The organism is Nocardiopsis metallicus, assembly GCF_014201115.1.
Lineage (GTDB): Bacteria > Actinomycetota > Actinomycetes > Streptosporangiales > Streptosporangiaceae > Nocardiopsis > Nocardiopsis metallicus.
The window spans coordinates 7,605,724-7,628,056 of record NZ_JACHDO010000001.1 but is presented as its reverse complement, the minus strand read 5'-3'; the positions used below and the strand labels follow the sequence as shown (position 1 = coordinate 7,628,056).

At 66.4% G+C, this 22,333-nt stretch carries 17 protein-coding genes; 8 read left to right on the top strand and 9 right to left on the bottom strand.

Translation table 11 applies throughout. The features are described from left to right. Nucleotides 1-54: 54 nt before the first annotated feature. Complete coding sequence (locus HNR07_RS33490; RefSeq protein ID WP_184370883.1) at nt 55-1,398, bottom strand: DUF2786 domain-containing protein; 1,344 nt, start codon at nt 1,396-1,398, stop codon at nt 55-57. A 208-nt stretch (nt 1,399-1,606) separates the two neighbouring features. Here HNR07_RS33490 and HNR07_RS33485 point away from each other — a divergent pair, with 208 nt between their 5' ends. After that, on the top strand, nt 1,607-2,332 hold the full coding sequence (locus HNR07_RS33485; RefSeq protein WP_184370880.1) for a M48 family metallopeptidase: 726 nt from the start codon (nt 1,607-1,609) through the stop codon (nt 2,330-2,332). A 25-nt stretch (nt 2,333-2,357) separates the two neighbouring features. Here HNR07_RS33485 and HNR07_RS33480 read toward each other — a convergent pair whose 3' ends face one another. From HNR07_RS33480 to HNR07_RS33470, 3 genes are all read right to left on the bottom strand, one after another. Then, nucleotides 2,358-5,780: a type I restriction endonuclease subunit R gene (locus HNR07_RS33480; RefSeq protein ID WP_184370877.1), complete on the bottom strand. Its 3,423-nt coding sequence runs from the start codon at nt 5,778-5,780 to the stop codon at nt 2,358-2,360. Between the two features lie 140 nt (nt 5,781-5,920). Next, nucleotides 5,921-6,124: a DUF397 domain-containing protein gene (locus HNR07_RS33475; protein ID WP_184370874.1), complete on the bottom strand. Its 204-nt coding sequence runs from the start codon at nt 6,122-6,124 to the stop codon at nt 5,921-5,923. Between the two features lie 23 nt (nt 6,125-6,147). Continuing rightward, the gene (locus HNR07_RS33470) at nt 6,148-6,963 is read right to left on the bottom strand and encodes a helix-turn-helix domain-containing protein (RefSeq protein ID WP_246420615.1); all 816 of its coding nucleotides are present in this window, start codon (nt 6,961-6,963) and stop codon (nt 6,148-6,150) included. 250 nt (nt 6,964-7,213) lie between these two features. On the opposite strand from HNR07_RS33470, the gene HNR07_RS33465 reads away from it, so the two are divergent. The 3 genes from HNR07_RS33465 to HNR07_RS33455 are packed head-to-tail and all read left to right on the top strand — an operon-like array spanning nt 7,214 to nt 8,186. After that, complete coding sequence (locus HNR07_RS33465; RefSeq protein WP_184370870.1) at nt 7,214-7,663, top strand: ATP-binding protein; 450 nt, start codon at nt 7,214-7,216, stop codon at nt 7,661-7,663. Beyond that, nucleotides 7,663-7,914: an HMG-box domain-containing protein gene (locus HNR07_RS33460; protein WP_184370867.1), complete on the top strand. Its 252-nt coding sequence runs from the start codon at nt 7,663-7,665 to the stop codon at nt 7,912-7,914. The genes HNR07_RS33465 and HNR07_RS33460 overlap by 1 nt, the downstream gene beginning before the upstream one ends. 11 nt (nt 7,915-7,925) lie before the next feature. Beyond that, nucleotides 7,926-8,186: a hypothetical protein gene (locus HNR07_RS33455; protein ID WP_312894046.1), complete on the top strand. Its 261-nt coding sequence runs from the start codon at nt 7,926-7,928 to the stop codon at nt 8,184-8,186. Between the two features lie 65 nt (nt 8,187-8,251). Here HNR07_RS33455 and HNR07_RS33450 read toward each other — a convergent pair whose 3' ends face one another. The 3 genes from HNR07_RS33450 to HNR07_RS33440 form a co-directional block, all read right to left on the bottom strand. After that, nucleotides 8,252-9,448, bottom strand: coding sequence for a restriction endonuclease subunit S (locus HNR07_RS33450; protein ID WP_184370861.1), 1,197 nt, complete (start codon nt 9,446-9,448; stop codon nt 8,252-8,254). Beyond that, nucleotides 9,441-11,903, bottom strand: coding sequence for an N-6 DNA methylase (locus HNR07_RS33445; protein WP_184370859.1), 2,463 nt, complete (start codon nt 11,901-11,903; stop codon nt 9,441-9,443). Before HNR07_RS33445 ends, HNR07_RS33450 begins: the two co-directional genes overlap by 8 nt. A 143-nt stretch (nt 11,904-12,046) precedes the next feature. Further along, nucleotides 12,047-14,146: an AIPR family protein gene (locus HNR07_RS33440; protein WP_184370856.1), complete on the bottom strand. Its 2,100-nt coding sequence runs from the start codon at nt 14,144-14,146 to the stop codon at nt 12,047-12,049. A gap of 173 nt (nt 14,147-14,319) precedes the next feature. On the opposite strand from HNR07_RS33440, the gene HNR07_RS33435 reads away from it, so the two are divergent. Further along, nucleotides 14,320-14,595 (top strand): type II toxin -antitoxin system TacA 1-like antitoxin, encoded by a 276-nt coding sequence (locus tag HNR07_RS33435; protein WP_184370853.1) that lies wholly within the window; start codon nt 14,320-14,322, stop codon nt 14,593-14,595. Nucleotides 14,596-14,602: 7 nt separating this feature from the next. Further along, nucleotides 14,603-15,094, top strand: a complete 492-nt coding sequence (locus HNR07_RS33430; RefSeq protein WP_184370850.1) for a GNAT family N-acetyltransferase — start codon at nt 14,603-14,605, stop codon at nt 15,092-15,094. A 51-nt stretch (nt 15,095-15,145) separates the two neighbouring features. Here HNR07_RS33430 and HNR07_RS33425 read toward each other — a convergent pair whose 3' ends face one another. Next, nucleotides 15,146-16,381: a lactonase family protein gene (locus HNR07_RS33425; RefSeq protein WP_184370847.1), complete on the bottom strand. Its 1,236-nt coding sequence runs from the start codon at nt 16,379-16,381 to the stop codon at nt 15,146-15,148. A gap of 477 nt (nt 16,382-16,858) precedes the next feature. Between HNR07_RS33425 and HNR07_RS33420 the strand changes: the two genes are divergently transcribed. Both HNR07_RS33420 and HNR07_RS33415 read left to right on the top strand, forming a co-directional pair. Then, on the top strand, nt 16,859-17,410 hold the full coding sequence (locus HNR07_RS33420; protein ID WP_184370844.1) for a globin domain-containing protein: 552 nt from the start codon (nt 16,859-16,861) through the stop codon (nt 17,408-17,410). Between the two features lie 59 nt (nt 17,411-17,469). Next, complete coding sequence (locus tag HNR07_RS33415; RefSeq protein WP_184370841.1) at nt 17,470-18,165, top strand: pyridoxamine 5'-phosphate oxidase family protein; 696 nt, start codon at nt 17,470-17,472, stop codon at nt 18,163-18,165. Nucleotides 18,166-18,258: 93 nt separating this feature from the next. On the opposite strand, the gene hrpA is transcribed toward HNR07_RS33415, so the two are convergent. Then, complete coding sequence (gene hrpA / locus HNR07_RS33410; RefSeq protein ID WP_184370839.1) at nt 18,259-22,272, bottom strand: ATP-dependent RNA helicase HrpA; 4,014 nt, start codon at nt 22,270-22,272, stop codon at nt 18,259-18,261. Nucleotides 22,273-22,333: the final 61 nt, after the last annotated feature.

Genomic DNA, 22,333 nt, shown 5'->3' with positions numbered 1-22,333 from the left:
ACCGCACGCCTCGAACGCAGAGCGCCGCTACTACAAACCCGCCGCACCGGGCGCTCAGCCGGCCTGGATCCGCTCACCCTTGTGCAGGCTCGCCGCATCAGCGGCGGACCGGCCCGCGGACCATCCCCGCCAGCTGGACACCCGACGCACCTGGGCCGACTCCAGCTCGGGGAACGCCTCGGCCACGGCCTCCTCCACCTTGGTCTCGCGTGAGGCCAGCACGGGCAGCAGGTCGGTGCCCGCGCGGGCGTATTCGTCCACCGCCTTACGTTCCTCGGCCCCTGCCGACTCGGCGAGCCGCTCTCCGATGCGCTCGTTGAAGGCGAGCAGGAAGGAGGTGCGGAAGGAGCGGGTCCTGGACCGGCCCCCGGAGTCGCGGACGGTACCGGCACGCCGCATCGCGGTGGTGGCCTGGACCAGCAAGGAGGTGAACAGGAGTTCCACCATGTTCACGTCGTTGGGGAAGCCCATCACCGTGCACATGCCCAGGTGTTTGTGCCACACCGCTCGGCAGTGGTTGGCCTGCGCGACGATGTCGAGCAGCATCGCCTTGAGGTCCTCATAGGGAGCGTCCAGGGGCAGACGGCGTCCGCCCACCTCCGTAACGGTTCCCTGCTCTGCTTCCAGTGCGGCGTAGTCGATGCTGTGGCGGACCATCATCTGCTGAGCCCGTTCGGAGAGCGCTTCGGCCTCCTCCTGGAACTCGGTGGCCTCCGCCTTGGCCAGCAACGCGCGGATCCGGGCGAGCTTGCCGGGATCGGCCTGGGACCGGGCCTGTTCCGGAGCGGGGCGGGCCGTTCCCGGAATCGGCAGGAGGACCTGGATCTCGGGAAGGCCGTCCAGGAACTCCAAGGCTTGGAGGGCCGACTCGATGTAGGCCTGACGGGTGAGGCCGTGTTTTTCGGTGAACAGCGCCGCGTGGTCGGCGCCGGTTCCCCACCACTGTTCTCCGAGTTCACGGACCTGAGCGGCCCACTCGGGTGCTGTACGGGCCTCGGCGTGGTGCCGGTTCTCCGCGATGACCATGTCCGTGACCAGGTGCGCGGCCTGAGGGGTGCTCGCCCGGCGGGTCAGCCGCACGAGTTCGGCGGGTTGCCAGCCCCGTGGCCACACCCGACCCACCGCGTCGACGAGTTCACCGAACAGGGTCTTGTCCACCGCCCGCAGCCATTGGGGCTCCGTCTCCTGTGCCAACAGCGAAGCGGCCTCCGCCAAAGGGTTGTCAGGGCACTGGCCACAGTCGCAGTGGGCCAGGGCCGACCGGATCACGGCCAGTACCATCTCCCGCTCTGAGAGGGTGCCGAACTGCCCGTCCTGCCTGGAGCTTCGACGGCGCCGCTGTTGTTCACGTACCTTCTTCTGCTTGGCGCGGCGACGATCGCGGTTTGTCTTGCCCACAGGCCTCATCCACTTCTCGAACTCGGTTTCGACTGAAAGTGTTCCATCGCGGCCGCCTCCGTGAGGTGCTTTATGGGAAACTCGCGCCCCTCGTCCCGTACCGCTCCGTCTCCACCGGGTGTGACCTGCCCGCACCTGTCATCAGTCGCGGCTGCTCCGTGCGAGGAGGTCCGCGCGGGTTCGCCACACGTGCTCTAGCCTGGTCAGCATGCCCGCGTCCCTGGTTACCCGCCCGCCTGAACTGCTGCGACTGGAAGAGCTGGTGTTCTCGGTCCACGTCTCGGAGCGGCGCGGCACCGTGGGGATCACGGTCGACCGGGGCGGGGCCCTGCACCTGCATGTGCCGACGGGGACCGAGTGGGCGCGGGTCGAGGAGTGGGTGCGCCGGAAGCGGCACTGGGTGCGGGACAAGCTCGCGGAGAAGGACGTGCTGCTCTCACGGCAGCCGCAGCGGGAGTTCGTCTCGGGGGAGGGTTTCGACTATCTGGGGCGCCGGTACCGGCTGAAGGTCACCGACGAGGTCGAGGGCGTGCACTTCAACGGCGGCCGGATCCGCGTGCACCCTTCGGTGGCGTACGGTCCGGACCCGGCTGCGGCACTGGTGGCCTGGTACCGGGATCGGGCCCGCCGCTGGGTGCCCGCACGCCTGACGCCCTGGAGCGAGCGCACGGGGCTGCGCCCGGAACAGGTGCGGGTACTGGATCTGGGGCACCGCTGGGGTTCGGCGGGCAAGGGGGGACGGCTCAACCTGCACTGGGCGGTGATGCAGTTGCCGCCCACCGTCGTGGACTACGTCCTGGTGCACGAGCTCGCCCACATGGCGGTTCGGGACCACTCCCCCGAGTTCTGGGCCCGGGTGCGGGCTGTCATGCCCGACTTCGAACGCCAACGCGACCGGCTCGCCGTCCTCGGCGGCCAGGCCTGGCTGGGCTGACCGCCGGGGAAGGTTCGGGCTCCGGTCAGCCGTGGTCGAACTTGCGCTCCGCGAGGTCGACCAGACGGGGGCCGAGTTCCTTGGCCACCTCCATGGGGAAGGGGCGTGTTTCGGCGAGCTTGACCCTGATCAGCTCCTTCGTCATCTTCTTGCGCAGGTTCCGGCCCGGGATGTCCCCGTAGCCCCGAAGGGCGATGGCGGCCCGCATGTCACGGCTCGCGCTCCTGGTGAAGTCGACCAGCACCTCACGCAGTTCCGGGGCCAGTTCGCCCGTCTCCTCGTTCCGGATGGTGGTGGCGAGCAGGTCGTAGAAGGGTGCTTCGGTGTTCGGGTCGAGTCCGGTGTCGTCGGACTGCCGCCCTTCGGCCATGTCGGTGCGCAGGTCGCGCATGGCCTCGTACATCTGAGCCCAGTTGCCGTCGAGCCGGTCGAGGATCTCGTCGAGGCGTTCGGAGAGCTTGCCGTAGTGCTCGGGGTCCTGGTCCAGGTTCTCACTGATGTGGTGGCGCAGCGCGTGTTCCATCTCCGAGGCCTTGGCCCGGTCCGAGGACAGCGCCTCGACCTTGCTCTCGAAGTCGCTCGCGGTGATGGCGGTCGGCGGGATCTTGGTCCGGATGTCGTGCACCCGGATGTACTGGTCGATGAGGTCCCGGACCTTGCCGCCGTACAGGGAGGGGTCGAACCCGTCACCCTCCCTGTAGCGGCTACGGGCGAGGGTGGCGATAGCGCCGAAGGACTTGGCGTCGGGGACGAACTCGCGGGCCTCGGGGCGGGGCAGCACGGTCTCCAGGCTCCGGTTGAAGTCCTTGAGCGCGTTGCGGAACTCCCGCCGCCGGGACTCGTCCGCCAGGAGCTGCACGCACTCCTCGCGCTCCTCCTCGGTGTCGAACCGGTCGAGCCCGTGGACGGTGAAGATCTTGCGCACCCGCTCGTGCCGCTCGCGCAGCAGGGGCACCTCGTTGCGGACGCTGCTCAGGGCGCCCTCGATGTCCTCGGCGGCGTAGGCGGCCAGCGCGGTCTTGAGGTGTTCGGCGACCCCGTAGTAGTCGATGACGTAGCCGACCTGCTTGCCCTGCGCGGTGCGGTTGACGCGGGCGATCGCCTGGAGGAGTTCGGCCTCCTTGATGTGCCGGTCCAGGTAGAGGATCTGCTCGCCCGGGGCGTCGAAGCCGGTCAGCAGCATGGAGTTGACTACGAGGAAGGCCAGCGGGCTGGTGTTCTCGGGATCGGAGTCCGTGCCCAGAGGCAGCGGCTTCTTGAACTCACGGATGCGGTTGCGGTGCTTGGTCTCGTTGGTCCACTCCTTGCTCTGGGCCTTCCAGTCCGCGCTGTCGTTGTGCGCGCCGGAGATGACGGCGGCGGCGTCCAGCCGGGCGATGAGGTCGCGGTGGGGCAGGGCGCGGATGAGCCGGGCGGTGGCCGCCCCGTGTGCCTCGGGGTCTTCGGCCGCCTCGGGGGTGCGCAGCTCGGCGGGCAGGGCGTCGATCTCGGCGACCAGCTCGTCACGGGCGACGAGGAGCGCGGCCTGGTAGCGGACGGCGGCCTTGCGGGAGACCGCGACGACCTGTGCCTTGAAGCCGTTGGGCAGGATGACGTCCACGTAGTGGCGGAGCATGCTGGCGGCCTTGGCCGCGATCATCTGTTCCGCTTCGAGGACGTTGTTCTTGGTGGCGTAGCGGCGTTTGAGCTCTTCGAGCTGCTCGGGGGTGGCATCGAGCATGCTCACGAACAGCTCGTCGAGGTCGTTGCCGTCGCGTACGTGGGCCTTGGTGGTGCGGCCCTCGTAGAGGATGGGCACGGTGGCGCCGTCGGCCTCGGACTGCTTGATCGTGTAGGAGTCGATGAACGCGCCGAAGATCTTGCTGGTGAACCGGTCCTTGTCGCCCATGATGATGGGCGTACCGGTGAAGCCGACGCGCACGGCGTTGGGCAGGGCGCCCATGAGGTTGGCGTGCAGCTGCGACCCCTGGGAGCGGTGCGCCTCGTCGACCAGGACGAGGATGTCGGTGGAGTCGTCGGCCACGTCCAACTGGGGGACGATCTCCTTCTTCTCCTTGCCGGTCCCGGTCTCGGGAGCTTCCTCGTCCGACGCTTCGCCATCGGATGCAGAGCCTTCGGGGGTGACGGCGCCATCCCCCCGATACTTGTGGATCATGGCGAAGTACAGACCCTTGCCGGGGACGGCCAGGGTGGATTCGAGTTCCCTGACCTTCTCGATGGTCTTGGTGCTCTCACCGCTGAGCGCCATGGTCTCGGACAGCTGCCCCTGAAGCTGGGTGCGGTCGGTGACCACGATGATCTTGAAGGCGGTCAGCTGCGGGTGCGAGCGCATGGCCCGGACCAGGAACACCATGGTGAGGCTCTTACCGGAGCCCTGGGTGTGCCAGACGATGCCGCCGCGCTGGTCGAACTCGCCGTGCTGGAGCCGGGTGGGCTGGGTGGCCATGCGCCGGATGGCGCGGTGGACCGCCCGGTACTGCTGGTAGCGGGCCACGGCCTTGACCCGCCGGGTTCCGGGCTCCATGAACAGGGTGAAGTGCCGGACCAGGTCCAGCAGGATCGCGGGGCGGAGCATCCCGGCGACCAGCGTCTGCTGACCGTTGAGGTTCTTGGCCGCGTCGGGGCCTGACGTCTCGGAAACGCGGAGGTCGAGTTCGGCGGCGACCTGTTCGGGGGTGGCGGGTTCGGTGGTCTTCCACTCCATGAAGTGCTCGGGGCCGGCGGTGAACCCGGCCGCACGGGCGTTGGTGCCCTGGGCGGCGATGACGAACTGGTTGGTGTGGAAGAGCTTGGCGTTGCCCTCCTTGGCGCGGACCTCGGAGCGCTGGTCGGCGTAGCGGCGCAGCTGGTCGATGGCTGTGGCCATGGGGCTGTTGGCGTCGGGTGACTTGCACTCGATGACGACCAGCGGGATGCCGTTCACGAAGAGGACCAGATCGGGGATGATCCGGTCGGTTCCGGGGGCGCCGGGCCCGTCCAGGACGAAGTGCCGGGCAATCCGGAAGTCGTTGTTGTCGACGTCGTCGAAGTCGATGAACCGGACGCTCTGGCGGCGGCCGCCGTGCCAGCCCTCCACCCCGTCGACCTCGGTGCCGACGAGGAGGAGACCGGTGAGTTCCTCGTTGATCTCGATGAGCGTGCGCGCCTGGGGGCGGGTGAGCGCGCTAACGGCCTGCTCGATCCGGCTCTCGTCGAGCCATTCGCGGCCGTCGTCGTCCAGGTTGATCCGGCGCAGCGCTGAGCGGAGCGGGAGTTCGAGGAGCGTCTGGGTGTAGGAGGAGCGGCCGGAGCCCTTGCCATGGCCCGTGTCCAGGGTCCACCCCATGGTGATGAGCTGGTCGATGAGGGGTTTCTCGGTGAGCTCCCACTCGGGCCCGGTGGGCTGTTTGCCGGAGGGACCGGAGGAGGGGGCAGAGGGGTTGGGGGAAGAACCCTCGGGGGCGTCCATCGGCGACCTTTCATCACAGGCGGCTCAGCTAGCGGGCGACATGTCCATGTTGCCCGGATTCTGCCGGTCGGTGATGACAAACGCCCGCACCCTCGGAGGGACTGGGCCCTCCGAGAGCGCTGTTCTCGACAGGCCCGAGACTACTGGGTGGTCTCTCCATCACGCAGAGCGCCCAGAAGCGAGGTCCAGTCGGAGGAGGGGAAGGAGAGGTGCCCCAGCGACCTGTTCTGAGTGTCTCGGACATGGATGCGATGGAGGGTGTCCGCGACCTCGACGCAGGTCGGCCCGTTCCCGCTGTAGCTGGACTTACGCCAGTTCGAAGGGGAGCCCTGAGAGGCAAGCATGTTCTAAGTTCCTTTCCCGGCTCCTAGCACTTCTCACCATCAGCCATCGCGGCGATGAACTTGCCAGACTCAGCTGGACCGAGGGCGAGAGTACACAGCTGGTTGAAGGCGAGCGCGTACCGGAACACCTCTGCTTCTTCTTCGACGTAGAGGCTACTGGTCATCGCCTCAACGTGAACCACATCAGCGTCGTAACTGTCCGGGAACTGCAAAATGGTGAACTCACCAGCGGTAGCCGGGTGCTCCCCTACTGCACTCGGCAGTATTCGAATCGTGAAGTTGGCATGCTCAGCAAGCCGCAACAAGTGCTTGAACTGGTCTTTCATCACCTCAGGGCCACCGACTTGCCGCTGAAGTGCCGCCTCATCCAAGATCACAGAGAGAGTCTGGGCGGGCGAGCTACTCAGCCGCTCTTGGCGCTCCATCCGCACCCTCACACGACGAGTTACCTCACCCGGGGGCGATATCAAGAGCGCCGACTGCACGACCCTCTGCGCATAGTCCTCAGTCTGCAAGATGCCACTGATGATCTGCGGAGAGTAGGTGAGGATGGAGCACGCGGCGCTCTCAAGCTCGATGTAGTCGGCGTAATCCCGTGGGATTGCGTCTGCGTAAGCTGCCCACCAGCCTTTGACGTTCGCCCCTTTGGCCAGCTCAAGGCACCTCTCCTGCTCATCCTCCGGCACCTCGTAGAGAACAAGCAGCGAACGCAGGTCCTTGGTGCTGACAGCGATTCGCCCCGTCTCAATACGGCTGACCTTGGATTGCGACCACTCCAAACGAGAAGCCACCTGGTCGCCCGAGAGCCCAGCCGCTTCTCGCAGCCTCTTCAACTCCATGGACAGCCTTCGTCCACGGACAGTCTTCTTGCGTCGTTGCGGCATTCGCACCCCTCTGAGCATCTTCAGTGACCAGTCTCACGGAAACCCTGGTGCACGGCAACGGAGTGTAGTAGACATGAGTCAGTGCATAATGCAGAGCGCTATGCACGCACTGTCGGAGGGCTGAACGCAAAGCGGCCCTGGTCGAAGTGTTTGCCTCACTCGACCAGGGCCTTAGCCCACAACCTGAGACACCAGGTGAGGACTCATGGTCAACCGTACCGTTTCCCCTGCTAGCAGGAGCCTGCGGCCGCCGCTGCGGCGCTGCTCCTTCCGGTTCTCCGGACAGCCCACGAGTGTCGGGGAGGCCCGCGACTGGCTCGGGCGCCGCCTGAACATGGCAGCTGTCCCCGAGCAGAATCGCGAGACCGCGCTGCTGTTGCTCTCCGAGCTGGCCACCAACCAGGTGCTGCACACGCCGCGCGCCGACCAGTCCACCGGTGACTACTTCGTCCGGGCGTTCTTCTTCCACGGATGGCTCCGGGTGGAAGTCCGGGATGTGGAGAGGAACAGCCCCGAGATCCCCATGGTCTCCCTCGACCTGAACGCCGAGCACGGCCGCGGCCTGCTGCTCATCAACGCCCTCGCCTCCCGGTGGGGGCGTTTCGAGTCGGGGCGGGGCCCGGGCATGTTCTTCGAGCTCCGTTGGGATCGGTGATGACCGTGACCGGCTACCAGCTGCACCCCAGCGAAGTGATCCGACGCCTGCGCGCGGAGTTCCCGGACTTTCTCATCTGCGAGCTCAGCGGCGAGCTCGGAAACCCCTGCTTCACCGCGACCAGCACCCGGGCCAACGTCAACGGTCAGCCCGAGCTGATCGTGACGGCGAACCCGGACGAGCTGAGGCGGGTATTCACCGTCCTCGGTACCGGAGGGATCAAGTCGGGAGAGGACGGTGACCGGGGTTGACTCTGGAAACCGTGGAAGGCTCTCCTGCGTTTCACCTGCGCCGACTGCAAGCCACCTACCGCAAGCGAGGGTGGACCATCTGGCACGGCAACTCCACGAGCCAGTACTGGGCGGCCCACACCGGACGGATGGTGCTGATCAGCGGTGAGAGCCCGCAGGCTCTGGCTGCCGAGATCGAGCGCATCCAGCCGAGCAACTACCCGACCAAGGTGCCCACGCCCCGTCGCCACGCCCCCTGGCGACGGCCGCCCCTCACCCGCACGCTCCGCTAGTTGACACAACCGATAGTGGCCCGGGACACCAACCCGGGCCACACCCGTGTTCGAAGCTTCAGACGTCAGACCGAAAGGTCCTTGAGCTGGTTCACCCGCACCCGCCCAGTCAGCAGGTCATCCATGAGCCCTGCCTTCAGCTTGCGCAGCTTCTCCAGACGCGCTTGCTCAACCGCGATCCGCTCAGCATGAGGCTTAATGGTTGACAAAATTCGGCGCTGCCTCTCAAGCGAGGGAACGGAGATACGCAAACTCCGAACAATTTCAGAGCTAATTTTCACCATGCTCTCCGAAGTACCGACCGCCCTCGCCATAATCTGCCGACGCACATAAGAATGACGCAGAGAGGCCTCAAGGAACCCTTGGTCGATTTTTTCGTTCGGCTTGAGCCTCATCATAAGATCAGGATACAGACAAGGCCCACCCACATCTTCATATCGACCCACCAGGCCGACAAGTTCACGAGTATTGGCCCGAGAAATCAAGAGGTCCCCAACTTCAAGCAGAGACGAAGAAACGCTCACGAAGTTTGCTGGAACATTCTTAAGCTGACGAGGAACGAAGCCGACATGCGTCAAACAGCCGAGGCCAAGAACACGAACACCAGTCCAATCATCTACCTCAGACGGACTAAACCCATTCTTTGGCAACGCAGCTAGGTAGCTCTTCAGTTCACCAGAAGGCCAATAATTGTGTTCAGAAAAAATGCTATCAACTACACCAGAGCGAACATCTTCCAGCTTGCCGATCATCGCTTGATGTCCATCAATACTCTCATCTACAACAGCTAGCACCTCAGTGATTTTCCGCTGCTCCAACAAGGAAGGGAGAAGGACAGCGAGTTGAGCAAACTGGGAGAACTTAAGATTCCACGTGTCGCTGACCAGCCCTTGAGACATCCTACGAAACATATTCACGTATCTCGGATGCTTGAGCAAGTAGGCCAGGAAATCCGCATGCACCAGATTATTCGGCACACAGACCGTATAGGCAGGACTAACGATTCCCGAGCATCCGGCTACCCCAGAGACCCCCTGCCACATACGCATGGTGTTGTAGACGATATCCCCAGGAAAAACTTTATTGTACGAGCTCTTATCGCCACTGGAGATGTCTCGCCTACCCGATTCAGATTGACGAATGACACCGCTCTTCGCCGTCACTGAAAGAAGATCTTCCCCAGGTCTTCCCATCATCTTTCGATGCGAGAGGATATCCCCAAATGTCAGCTTGACCCACCCTTCAGGGAGAACATCAGACATATCCAAGCCCCCTGAGGAACCCACTCAGCTTGGCCTCAGCTTGCTCTCGTCGATCCTCGAACTGATCCAACGAGGTCTGGTACTTGTCCCACCAGTGCTCCAACTCAGCCACGACCACGCTCCGCTGCTGCTCGGAATATTCCCTGAGTTCTTCTACCAACTCACGTTTGGCAAACTCAAGAACGTACGCGCGCTCCTCTTCACTATCCATCCCCTGCCGCTCCATGCGCAGTGCTGCGGTCAGGTCTTCCCGCAGCGACTTGACCGTCTTCTTGGCCTCGGTACGCTGCTTTTTGAGCTTCTTCAGGTCGGCTTCACTCATCACCGCCGAGTTTTCGAAGCCCTCCCTGTCGTCTTCCTCAACACCGGCGTCATCTTCGGTCTCCGACGGTTCCGGGGTAGCTGCCTTAATCCGAGCGTCCAACTTCGACGCTTCTTGCTCCGCTTCAGCCAGCTTCACCAGGTGCTCCGGAAGCAAGTCCCTCACCAGCCGGTGCTCGGTTGGGTCCTTGGGCGGTGTGGCTTCCAGACCATCTTCGATGCTGGTGATCCACCCGTCCAACACCTCACCGAACCCATTCTCTGCGAGGGTCCGCATGTCGTACTGGATCCCATCCCACCAGCGCACGACCACACCCGTGGTCTCGAACCGGTCCAGCGAGCCCACTGGCTCCAGCGCCTCGACAAAGCTGTTGATCAGCTCCCGGCGCACCTTCATCAGATGCTTGGTCTCCGGCAGAGCCACCACAAGCTCACCCTGACGCTCCCACCACTCATCCAGAGCCTTGATCAGCTCTTCGCGTTTGGCTTGCACACCCGTGTCCCCAGACACCTGGGCGGCCAGATCAGCACGCGTCAGTCCTTCCGCAAAATCCCGGTAGGGCCCGTGTTCGGCATCGGCGCCTTGCGAGCGTGGAATCAGGGTCCGATCAGCGCTGAAACCGATGCGGGCGAAGTCCTCCGCACGGTCAGCGATCTCCGCTTCCGGCACCCCGCCGTGCAGATGGGCGTACACGTCCTGCGGTTCCGGCGGCGGAGCGTTGTCCACATAACGGCGGATGTTGAAGTTGAAATCGTTCTCCTTCAACTCCTCCAGGTCCACCACCCGCGAGTAGCCGGGGATGTCCGCGAAGTTCTGGTAGGCGTAGAGGATCTTCTCGGCGTGCTCGGGCAGGAGGTAGTTCTGGGCCTTGCCCGCCTTGAACTCACGGTCAGCGTTGATGAACAGCACCTTGTTCTTGCGCTGCTCAGGCTTACTACGCGGAGCGCGGAAGACGATCACACAGGCCGGGATACCGGTTCCGTAGAAGAGGTTGGGTGCCAGACCGATGACCGCCTCGATACAGTCGTCCCGCAGGAGCTCAGTGCGGATCTGGCGTTCCTCACCACCGCGGAACAGCACACCGTGCGGCATGACGGTGGCTCCTCGGCCACTCCCGTCAGTCAACACCGCCACCATGTGCTGAAGGAACATCAGATCGGCCTTCTTGCAACCATCCTTGACCCGGCCCCAGCGGTAGCGGGAGTCGGCGAACTGGGCTTCCTCTCCCTGGAACACCTGGGAGAACGGAGGATTGGCCAGCACCACCTCGAACCGGTCCAGTTTGCCGTCACTGACGTGCTGGGGGTTGATGAGGGTGTCCTCGTTCTGCAGGTCAGCGTCGGGGATACCGTGCAGCAGCAGGTTCATCTTGGAGATCGACCACGAGCCGCCGTTGAGCTCCTGCCCGGCCAGCGCGAGGTCACGCGGGTTGCGGTCCTGCTCCTCCATGTGCTGTTTGGCCATGATGAGCATTCCGCCCGATCCCGCCGTGGGGTCGTAGACACTTTCCTGTTCCTGCGGGTCCACGAGCTGGACCATCATCCGCACCACCGCGCGCGGGGTATAGAACTCACCACCGCGCTTACCAGCCGAGTCAGCGAACCGGCCGATGAGGTACTCGTAGGCCGCACCCAGCAGATCGGGGAACTCGAAGTCGGAGTCACGCAGCCGGTGCTGGCTGAAGTGCTTGATCAGGTCCCGCAAAGACCTGTCGGACAGGCGGGTCTTGCCGATGGTGGCGTTGAAGTCGATGTGCTGGACCACACCCTCCAGCTCGGGGTTGGCTCCCTCCAGGGCCTCCAGCGCCTTGTTGAGCTCACTGCCGACGTTGGTGTGCACCTTGTCGCGCAGCCGCTCCCACCGTGCCTCCTTCGGAACGAAGAACACACCCTCGTAGAAGACATCGTCCTCTTTGAGCTCTTCGGCCTCCTCCGGGGTGCGACCGTCGTCCAGCAGCTCCTGGACCACCTGCCGCTGGTGGTCCTCGAACTCGTCCGAGGCGCGCTTCAGGAACAGCATCCCGAAGATGTACTCCTTGTACTCGGAGGCGTCCATCCGTCCGCGCAGGATGTCAGCCGCCGAGAACAGGTGTCGTTCCAACTGAGGCAAGGTGAGTTTGGCGTGCGTGGCCACAGAGTCCCCTCTTGAAGTGTTCGTGTCGGTCTCAGGTCCCAGGTCTCATCGACACGAGAAGCCCAGCTTAGAAGCGGTCTACGACAGGAACGAATCGAGCCGCTGCGGGAGGCCGCACGCTTGCGCGGCCTCCCAAAATCCCGCTACTCCTCCTCGCCTCGCAGTACCTGCTCCGCCAGGTCCACCAGGGACCCCTCTCCCGGGACGAACCAGAGCTTGGGCCCCTGGACGGCTTTGGGCGCCTTGGCACCCATGGCCGCCTGAATCATCCGCAATGACAGGTTGCTCGGCGAGTACTGCCTACCGTCTCCTCCCCACAGGAGCGGCTGCGAACGGTCATTGGTCCACGTGGCGTACCGCCGTTCCGGGCCCTCCTCCAACCAAACTCGCATGCCCCTGCGCTGCGGACCGCTCTGCGGCTCGAACACCAGGGTCGTGCCCTCGGTGATCGCGTTGGCGTCGATGAGCGTGCTCACGGTCCGCGGCTTACGCTGCTTCTTCGGCTTGGTGTAAGCCTCCCGTACAGCCGGTGAAACGGGCTGCCCGGTCTCCAGATGGGTGAGCACGGACTCGCTCAGCTCCACACACCGCTCAGGGTTCTTGAACGTGGTGAGCGGGAAGCTGGTGTTGCCGAACCGCGCGTCCACGTAGTGAATAGTCAGGTCCAGCAGAGGCTCCACGGACTCGGCCGCGTTCGCCAGCTCGGTGTCCCAGTCCGCGTCCAAATCCCCGATCTCGCTCATGTCAGCGTCCTGGAACACCAGATGGGTGATGAACAGCCGTCCCTGCTCAGCGATGGCCGCTCCCCGACCCTCACGCTGGTCTGCGAGGAACTTCAACTGCTCCTGAGCCAGCCGGAACAGTCGAACGCTGTTCCAGACCCGCGCGCTGGTGGGTTCGGGGCCGAAGAGGCGCTTGTACAGGGGGTCGCTGGCGGGCCCCCACAGCACGTCCTCGTTCTCCTTGGCCCTGGCCACCCACTCGGTCCGAGGGTCGGCGCACAGGAGGGCCAGGGTGGCCTCCCGAACCGTGCAACCAACGTCCTGGGAAGGGATGATCTGCTCCCCGCGCTTGAGCGCGTAGGTCTTACCGAGGGTCAGCGCCAGGTCGTCCCGGAGTTCGGCCTGGACCTTGTCCAGGGCAACGAAGTCGCGCCGCTCCACCTGGTTCTGGGTGTTGGTCGCGGTCGTGACCCGTTCGCCGAAGTCGTCCTCCTCCGCACCCAGCGAGATAAACCTGACCGCGACCTGGGCGCGCTCCCCCACCTCGGGGTCTTCCCGGACCGCCCGGTGGATGGCGGTGACGGTCTGGGCGCCGTTGACGATGCTGCCGCCTTCCACCGTCAATTGGCCGCTACCGCCGGGCACGCCCTTGTACTTCACGCCCCTGCGCACCGAGTCCGCGAGCACGGTGATGCCGTTGTTGAAGTACCAGAAGTGTTCCGGTTCGGACTTCAGCGTCTCGATGAGCCCCTGGTTGACCCCGGTGACGCCGAGCGATCGGCGGATGTTGCGGTCGAAGAGGCGGTCACCGTGGTCCTCGTACCACTGTTTGATCTGCCCGACCGGGACCATGCCGAAGTAGGCGGGGTAGGGGCCCTCGTACTCGCTGCACCGGTCGACCATCACGTCCAGGTCCACCCGGGGGCGGTTGATACCAGACTTGACGAACTGGTGGAAGTCGCTCAGGTGCAGGTACTCCACGTCGACGGTGTCGGCACCGTGCAGCCTGACGAAGTAGTCGTTCTCGCCGCTGATGTCCGGGTGGACCGGGTCATCACCCAGGATCGCCATGACCACGGTGATCCTGACGGACGGGTTCTCGATCGTGTCGAGGACGTCGGGCCACTTCTTCTGGAAGCGGTCGTTGAAGTCCGCCACGTCCGCGGACAGGATCCGGCCGACGCCGCGCCAGAACTTCAGCACAGCTTCGGAGTTGAGCGTCGCGTTCCCCTTGGCCCGCCACTTGGACTGGACCAACCACAGCCGGCTCCGGCTGCTGTCAACGTGGACGGCGTCGATCCCGCCGTCGTCCGTTCCGTCGATGACCGATGCCCCGGCCTCGCCGATCTCACACCCGGACAGCTTCGCGACGGCCAAGGCCGCCAGCCCTCTGGTGAGTGCGGTGGAGGAAGGCTCGATGTCTTCGAGGGAGTTTCCGGGGGCGTCGCTGAAGTCGATCACCTCCGCGAAGTGCTGGCGGATAGCGGTTCTCACGTGCCGAACGGCGATGGGGGTGGCCATACCTACGAGCCTAGCGACGTGTGCGGGTCTCCCCCATCGCTTTCTGACTTGTCCCCTGCTACTCCCCGGCCAGGGCTCAGGGGCGTGGAGGAACTCCGTTCGACGTGCCCACATCACCAAAAATCCCGTACAACTTCCGTACAATCGATATTGCCGAACAGGGAGAAGCACGCATGAGTACCGCCACCGAACGGATCGAAGTCAGAGTGACGCCCGAGGACAAGGCACTGTTCCTCGAAGCCGCCCGAATCAACCACGAGTCCGCATCCAAGTTCGTCGTCCGGGCAGCCCGCGAGGCGGCCGAGGAGGTCGTGGAGCGCGAGCAGACCACCCGGGTCCCCGCTGCCTTCTTCGACGCCATGGTCGAATCCCTGGAAGAGCCCGCGGAGCCGATCGACGAGCTGGCCTCGGCTGTGCGCAAGCACCGCTCCACAGTGAAGAAGAGGTAGCCCGACCGTGTTCGTCTGCCAGCCCCTCAGCCAGGAGCATGAGCTCGAATCCTTCTCCTGTGGGAAGGAGGAGCTGGACACCTGGCTGCGCAGAAGCGCGCTCCACGCACGCGCGAACAACACCGCCGCCACGTTCGTCTGGTGCGAGGAAGGCAGCAGAGAGGTCGCCGCCTACTACTCGTTCACCTCCATGACCCTGGAACGGGAGGAACTGCCCAAGGCCCTGGCCCGGGGGAGCATGCACAGGGTCCCGGCAGTGCTCCTGGCAAGGTTGGCCCTGGCCACTCGCCACCAGGGGCGAGGACTCGGCCCGGTGCTCCTGGTGGACTCCTTCGAGCGGGCGCTGGTGGGAAACGAGACCTTCGCCGTCAGGTTCTTCGTGGTGGACGCGCTCGACACGGACGCGTACACCTTCTACGAGAAACACGGTTTCCGCGGTATCCCTGGAAGCATGCGGCTCTACCGCAAGATGAGCGACATCGCCAAGACCATGGCATGAGCGGGAGAACGAAGCAGGAGAGGACGAAGCGGCCACGCCCCACAGCGGCAGCTACCGCACGGCTTCCTCTGCCACCGCTTCCGCCGCCTCCGCGCGGCGGATGCGTTTGATGGGGACAGGCAGCACGCACACCGGGACCGCGATCTCCAGGCGGTGGCCGGTGTCGGCGGGGACGCCGGTGTCCGGGTCGATGAGCAGCGACATCAGGGAGTCGCCGTTCTGGGCGGCCGCGACCAGGTGGTCGGGCTGGCCGTTGTGCCCGCGGACCACGGTGAAGTGGCGGGGCCAGGCGCCCACGGGGGTGTCGGCGAGGTGCTCCAGACGGGCGCCCTCGTCGCGCACGGCGAAGGTCGAGATGACGTCCGCGCCCCGGTTGGACACGTACACGCGGCCCTCGTAGGTGTTGGTCATCGGCAGGGCGTCGCCGTCGGCGATCTCACGGCCCTCGACCTTGAGCCGGTGCAGCGTGATCTCGCCCGGATAGTTGGCCTCGGTCACGGCGGCCGTGTGCGCGCCGAGCGCGGGCAGGGAGCCCAGGTGCTCGCCGGTGCCGTTGCGGGGGTTCCAGCGCACGGTGTGCACGCGGGAGTCGAGTTCTCCGGCGACGTAGACGTAACCGCCGTTGACGGCCATATGCCGGGGGCCGGTACCGGACGGGAGGGGGACGGTGCTCAGTAGCCCGTCCTCGATCTCGGGGGCCGGGCCCTCGTTCTCCGGGCTCAGCGGGGTGGCGTAGTGGTAGACGCGCAGTTCGTCGGTGCCCAGGTCCGCGGCGAGCAGGTAGCGCAGGCGGGGTTCGTGGGAGTCGAGGGCGATCGCGGTGCTGTGTGCGTGCGGTCCCTCCTGGCGTTCGCTGACCGGACCGCGGCCCCGGTGCGGGAGTTCACGGGCGGGGCCGGTGGGGGTACCGTCGTCCGCCGTGGGCTGGAAGGCCACCACGCCGTTGGCGTAGTTGGCGACGGCCACCTGCTCGGGGCCCAGGTAGCGCACGTGGCAGGGGGAGCCGCCGCCGGTGGGCACGGAGCCGAGTTCGGTCAGCGAGGCGTCACCGTGGACCCGGAAGGCCGTCACCGTGCCCTTGGCCTGTTCGTTGACCGCGTACACCGTGGGCGGTTCGGGCCGGAAGGCGAGGAAGGAGGGGCCGGTGGTGTGCGCGGCGGCGCCGTCGGCGGTCAGCTCGCCGGTCTCGGGGTCGAACCAGACCCGGTGGATGCCCTGACCCTCCCCCGGCGGGTCGGAGTCGGGGGTGTAGGTCCCCACGAGCAGGAGCCGTCGCGGTGTGTCCACCGGGTGCCTCGTTTCCTTCGCCGAAGAGCGGGATGTGGTCCATACCACCGGCGGCATGCTACCGCCCGGGGCCCGGCTGGGAAAGGTGGAGGGCGCGGTACCCGGACGTGTCGCCGGGCCTACCACCGGACACCCGACCCGGGGAATCACCTGGCCTGTCACCGGGCTTGTTACCGGGCGTAACCACAGGGGCCACATAGCTACTAGACAGTCACAAATCGAGGACTCTCGACTACGTAGCGAGTCTGTTACAGTTCCCCCACAAACGCCCGAGTCAGTGAGGTCAGGGCCACCTCCAGCACATCTGTCCTGATTCGGGCCGCCGCGGAACTTCCCGCGTGCCCCGCGGAAAAACACCGACCCAAGGCCCCCGTCACCCCCGGAAACCGAGAGCGTGCCGCAGCTCTCCCCCACGGTCCGTGGTTCCCCGCTCACCCGAACACTGGATCAGCCTTGACCCTTCGCTCGATATCAGAAGTGCCATTGCCCGACCGGGAGATCATCGACCTGGTCCGCCAGTCAGCCGTCGACATCCCCCAGGGGTCGGCACGACTGGCCAAGTGCTTCTACGACAACCTCTTCACCATGGTCCCCGAGGTGCGGGCCATGTTCTCGGACGACATCAAGCCGCAGCAGCAGCGCATGGCCGACGCCCTCCTGGCCGTGGTCCAGCACCTCGATGAGCCCGGCGAGGTCGCCGACTACCTCCAGCGCCTGGGCCTACAGCACCGCCTGGAGCTCGGGGTGACCCCGGAGCACTACCCGCACGTGGGGCGCGCCCTGGTCCGCGCCGTCAGCGAGATCTCCCCGACCTGGTCCTCCTCGATGAGTTCGGCCTGGGTGCTGGTCTACCAGTGGATCACCGCGAACATGCTGGCCGGGGCGGAGCAGGCCGACGCCCCCTCCCCGAACTCCTCGGCGCCCTCGGCCTCCCCGAACCACGCTCCTCCCCGGCCCTCCCCCTACTCCACCCCTCCGGCGCCTTCCACGAGCGCCCCGAACCCCTCGACACCCTTCCGCGCGCGGTGACGGAACCCGGCTCCACCGGTTCCGTCACCGCTTCCGTACACCGTCGAAAGCCTTCGTCCATGACACAGTCCGATCAGCACCACAGGCCCGGCTCCGAGGGGGAGCACTACGTACAGGAGGTCCTGGGCACCACGGAAAGGGCCGACCGCTTCTACCGCGACCAGATGCTGGACCACCTCAACCCGACGATGAAGGAGTTCATCGCCCGCCAGGAGATGCTGTTCATCGCGACGGCGGACGCCGGGGGCGAGTGCGACTCCAGCTTCAGGGCCGGGCCGCCCGGTTTCGTGCACGTCGTCGACGACCGCACCCTGGCCTACCCGGAGTACCGGGGCAACGGCGTGTTCGCCAGCGCGGGCAACATCGTCCAGAACCCGCACATCGGCCTGATGTTCCTGGACTTCCAGCGGGACCGGATCGGCCTGCACGTCAACGGCCGGGTGAAGCTCACCGAGGACGAGCGGCTGCGCGCCCACGTCCCGGACCTGCCGCTGCCCCAGGTGCCGGGCCAGCGGGCGCTGATGTGGATGGTGGTCCAGGTCGAGGAGGCCTATATCCACTGCCGCAAGCACATCCCGCACCTGCGCAAGGTCGGCGCCGACGAGTCCTGGGGCACCGACGACACGGTGCGCAAGGGCGGAGACTACTTCGGCGCCAAGCAGGAACGTGAAGCCCGCGAACACGAGGCGCGGGAGCGTGCGGCCCAGGGACACCGGTCCCCCACCCGTACCACCGCGGGGACCGGCCGGCGGTAGGGAAGGCACCCTGCCGCGCCTCTCACCCGTCTCGCGCCAGGGGAACAGCGGGCGCCGCCGGAACCCGATCCGGCGGCGCCGCCCCCGTTCGGGTTACTTCCCGGGCTTCTTGACGGCTTCCAGGGCCTTCATGATGCGTTTGTCGGAGACCGGGTAGGCCGTGCGGAGTTCCTGGGCGAAGAGGCTCACCCGGTACTCCTCCAGCATCCAGCGCAGCTCCACCACGTCCGGGTCGTCGGCCCGGCCTGCGGGCAGCGCGCCCTTGACCTTGGCCACGGCCTGGCGCATCTGTTCGACCTTGGACATGTTGACCTGGTCGCGGCGCGGGTTCTCCGGGAGCTTGTTCAGCCGGTACTCGATGCCGCGAAGGTAGCGGTGCACGTCGTCCAGGCGGGAGAGCCCGGCGCGGGTGACGAAGCCGTCGCCGACGAGGTCGCCGAGCTGGCCCTGGACGTCGTTGAGGGACGGCAGGACCGCGAGGGACGTGGTGCCCTTGGTCTTCTTGGAGATCTTGCGCCAGAGCACGAGGATGCGGGCCGTCTTCCCCAGGATCTCGGCGAGTGTGTCGCCGAGGTCGGCGCGGACCCGGTCGGTGAGCTCGGCGAAGTCCTCGCCGTTCCACACCGGCCCGCCCTCGCGGGTGAGCAGGTGGTCGACGGCGGCGGCCTCGGCGTCCTGGAGCATCTTGCGGATGGACCCGTGCGGGTTGTCCGCCAGGGCGAGCTTGTCCGGGTTGTTCAGGCCCTTGCTGACCACGGTCGCCGGGGACGGGATGTTCAGCATGAGCAGCCGCCGGGTACCCGCGCGCATGGCGGCGCGCTGTTCGGGCCGGGTGTCGAAGATGCGGATGGCGACGCTCTCGCCCTCGTCCAGCAGGGCCGGGTAGCCCTTGACCTTCGGGCCCAGGGCCTTGCGTTCCAGGGTCTGCTCCAGCGGACCGAAGTCCCAGGAGGTGATGCCCTTCTTCTCCACGCCCTTGGCCTCGGTGGCGATGGCCTCGCGCAGCCGGGGTTTGAGTTTGGCGCGCAGCTGTTCGAGGTCCTTGGACTCGGCCAGGGTGCGCCCCCGGTCGTCCAGTGCGCGGAAGGTGATGCGCAGGTGGTCCGGGACCCGGTCCAGCTGGAAGTCCTCGGCGCTGATGCGCTCGCCGTAGGCCATCACGGTGAGCTCGGCGGCCAGGGCCGCGCTGAGGGAGCCCTCGTAGGGTGTCAGGCCGCCCCGGGCGCGGGCCGCGTTGTCCGGAACCGGCACGAAGTGGCGGCGCAGCGGCTTGGGCAGCGAACGGATCAGCGCGGTGATGAGCTCGTTGCGCAGGCCGGGGATCTGCCAGTCGAAGCCGGTGTTCTCGACCTGGTTGAGGAACTTCACCGGGATGTGCGCGGTGACGCCGTCGGAGTCGCTGCCCGGCTCGAACTGGTAGGTGAGCGGGAAGACGAACGCGCCCTGGCGCCACACGTCCGGGTAGTCGTCCTCGCTGACCATGTCCACGCCGTCGTTGATGAGCTCCTCGCGGGTGAAGTCGAGCAGCTCGGGCTCGTCGCGGCGGGCCTTCTTCCACCAGGAGTCGAAGTGGGCGGCGGAGACGGCCGAATCAGCGACGCGGCGGTCGTAGAAGTCGAAGAGCGTGTTGTCGTCCACGACGATGTCGCGGCGGCGGGCGCGGTGCTCCAGGTCCTCGACCTCGTCGAGGAGCTTGCGGTTGTCGTGGAAGAACTGGTGCCGGGTCTCCCAGTCGCCCTCCACCAGGGCGCGGCGGATGAACAGCTCGCGGGAGAGCTCGGGGTCGATCTTTCCGTAGGACACCTTGCGCTGCACGACGATCGGTACCCCGTACAGGGTGACGCGTTCGAAGGCCATGACGGCGCCGCGCTTGCGCTCCCAGTGCGGTTCGCTGTAGCTGCGCTTGACGATGTCGACGCCGAGCTCCTCGGCCCACTCGGGCTCGATCTTGGCGACCATGCGGCCCCAGAGCTTGGAGGTCTCGACGAGTTCGCCGACCATCACGAAGCGGGGCTGCTTCTTGAACAGGGCGGAGCCGGGGAAGATCGCGAAGCGCGCCCCGCGGCCGCCCAGGTACTCGTGCTTGTCCGGGTCCTTGAGGCCCACGTGCGAGAGCAGCCCGGCCAGCAGCGACATGTGCACGTCACGCGGGTCGGCGGCCTGCTCGCGCAGCGGCGGGACCTCGATGTCCATCGTGCGCAGCACCTGCTTGAGCTGGCCGTGGATGTCCTGCCACTCGCGTACGCGCAGGTAGTTGAGGAACTCCTCGCGGCACATCCGGCGGAACTGGTTGCCGGACAGCTCCTGCTGCTTGTCGCGCAGGTGGTTCCACAGGTTGAGGAACGCCAGGAAGTCCGATTCCTTGTCGGTGAACCGGGCGTGCGCCTGCTGGGCCTGCTGCTGCTTCTCCGTGGGGCGCTCGCGCGGGTCCTGGATGGACAGGGCCGAGGTGATGACCATGACCTCGGCCAGGCAGTCGCGTTTCTCGGCCTCCAGGACCATGCGGCCCAGGCGGGGGTCGATGGGCAGCTGGGCGAGGCGGCGGCCGATCGGGGTCAGGCGGCGCTGCTTCGAACTCTGCCGGTCCGAACCCTGCTTGCCGTCGGTGTCCCCGTCCCCCTTGGACGTCTTGGTCCGGGCGGCCTCGGGCTGGAGCGCGCCGAGTTCGGCCAGCAGGTTGACGCCGTCCTTGATCTGGCGGTGGTCGGGACCGTCCACGAACGGGAAGGCGGCGACGTCGCCCAGGCCCAGGTGGGCCATCTGGAGGATGACCGAGGCGAGGTTGGTGCGCAGGATCTCGGGGTCGGTGTACTCCGGGCGGGAGAGGAAGTCCTCCTCGGAGTACAGGCGGATACAGATGCCCTCGGACACACGGCCGCAGCGGCCCTTGCGCTGGTTGGCGGAGGCCTGCGAGACCGCCTCGATGGGCAGGCGCTGCACCTTGGTGCGGTGGGAGTACCGGGAGATGCGCGCGGTGCCGGGGTCGATGACGTACTTGATGCCGGGGACCGTCAGCGAGGTCTCGGCGACGTTGGTGGCCAGCACGACACGGCGGCCGCTGTGCCGGGACCAGACGCGTTTCTGCTCGGCCACGGACAGGCGGGCGTAGAGGGGCAGGACCTCCAGGCCGCGGATCTTCTTCTTTTCGAGGGCCTCGGCGGTGTCGCGGATCTCGCGTTCGCCGCTGAGGAAGACCAGGATGTCGCCGGGGTCCTCGGTGGAGAGCTCGTCGACGGCGTCCAGGATCGCCTGGGTCTGGTCCTTGTCGGTCCCTGGACCCGAATTCTTCTCCTCCGGGTCGAGAATCTCGTCCGAGATCGGCCGGTAGCGGACCTCGACCGGGTAGGTGCGCCCGGAGACCTCGACGATGGGGGCGTCGTCGAAGTGGCGGGAGAACCGCTCGGGGTCGATGGTCGCCGAGGTGATGATGATCTTCAGATCCGGCCGCTTGGGCAGGAGCTGCTTGATGTAGCCGAGCAGGAAGTCGATGTTGAGGCTGCGCTCGTGCGCCTCGTCGATGATGAGCGTGTCGTACTGGCGCAGCATGCGGTCGTGCTGGATCTCGGCCAGCAGGATGCCGTCGGTCATCAGCTTGACCAGCGTGCTGTCGTTGGAGGAGTCGGTGAACCGGACCTTGTAGCCGACCGTCTCGCCCAGGGGGGTGCCGATCTCGTCGGCGATGCGCTCGGCGACCGTGCGGGCGGCCAGCCGGCGGGGCTGGGTGTGCCCGACCGTGCCCATGACGCCGCGCCCCAGCTCCAGGCAGATCTTGGGCAGCTGGGTGGTCTTGCCGGAACCGGTCTCACCGGCGACGATGACGACCTGGTTGTCCCGGATGGCCTCGGCGATGTCCTCGCGCCTGGCGCTGACCGGGAGCTCTTCGGGGTAGCTGAGCTCGGGCACGGCCTCGCGGCGCAGGCCCACACGGAGCTCGGCGCGGTCGATGTCGCCCGCGATCTGCGTGGTCACGGAGGCGCGGCGGCGCTCGTCACGGATCCTGGCCAGGCCGTCGATACGACGACGGAGCCGGTGCCGGTCCGCGGGCATGAGGTCGCGCAGCCGGGAACGGAGTTGGTCCGCGGCGGGCGCGGGCGTGGTGGTGCTCATCAATAACCAAGGTTAAGAGGGCCGGCAACCGGTTTTCCCGGCGGGCAGGCAGGAAGGGTTT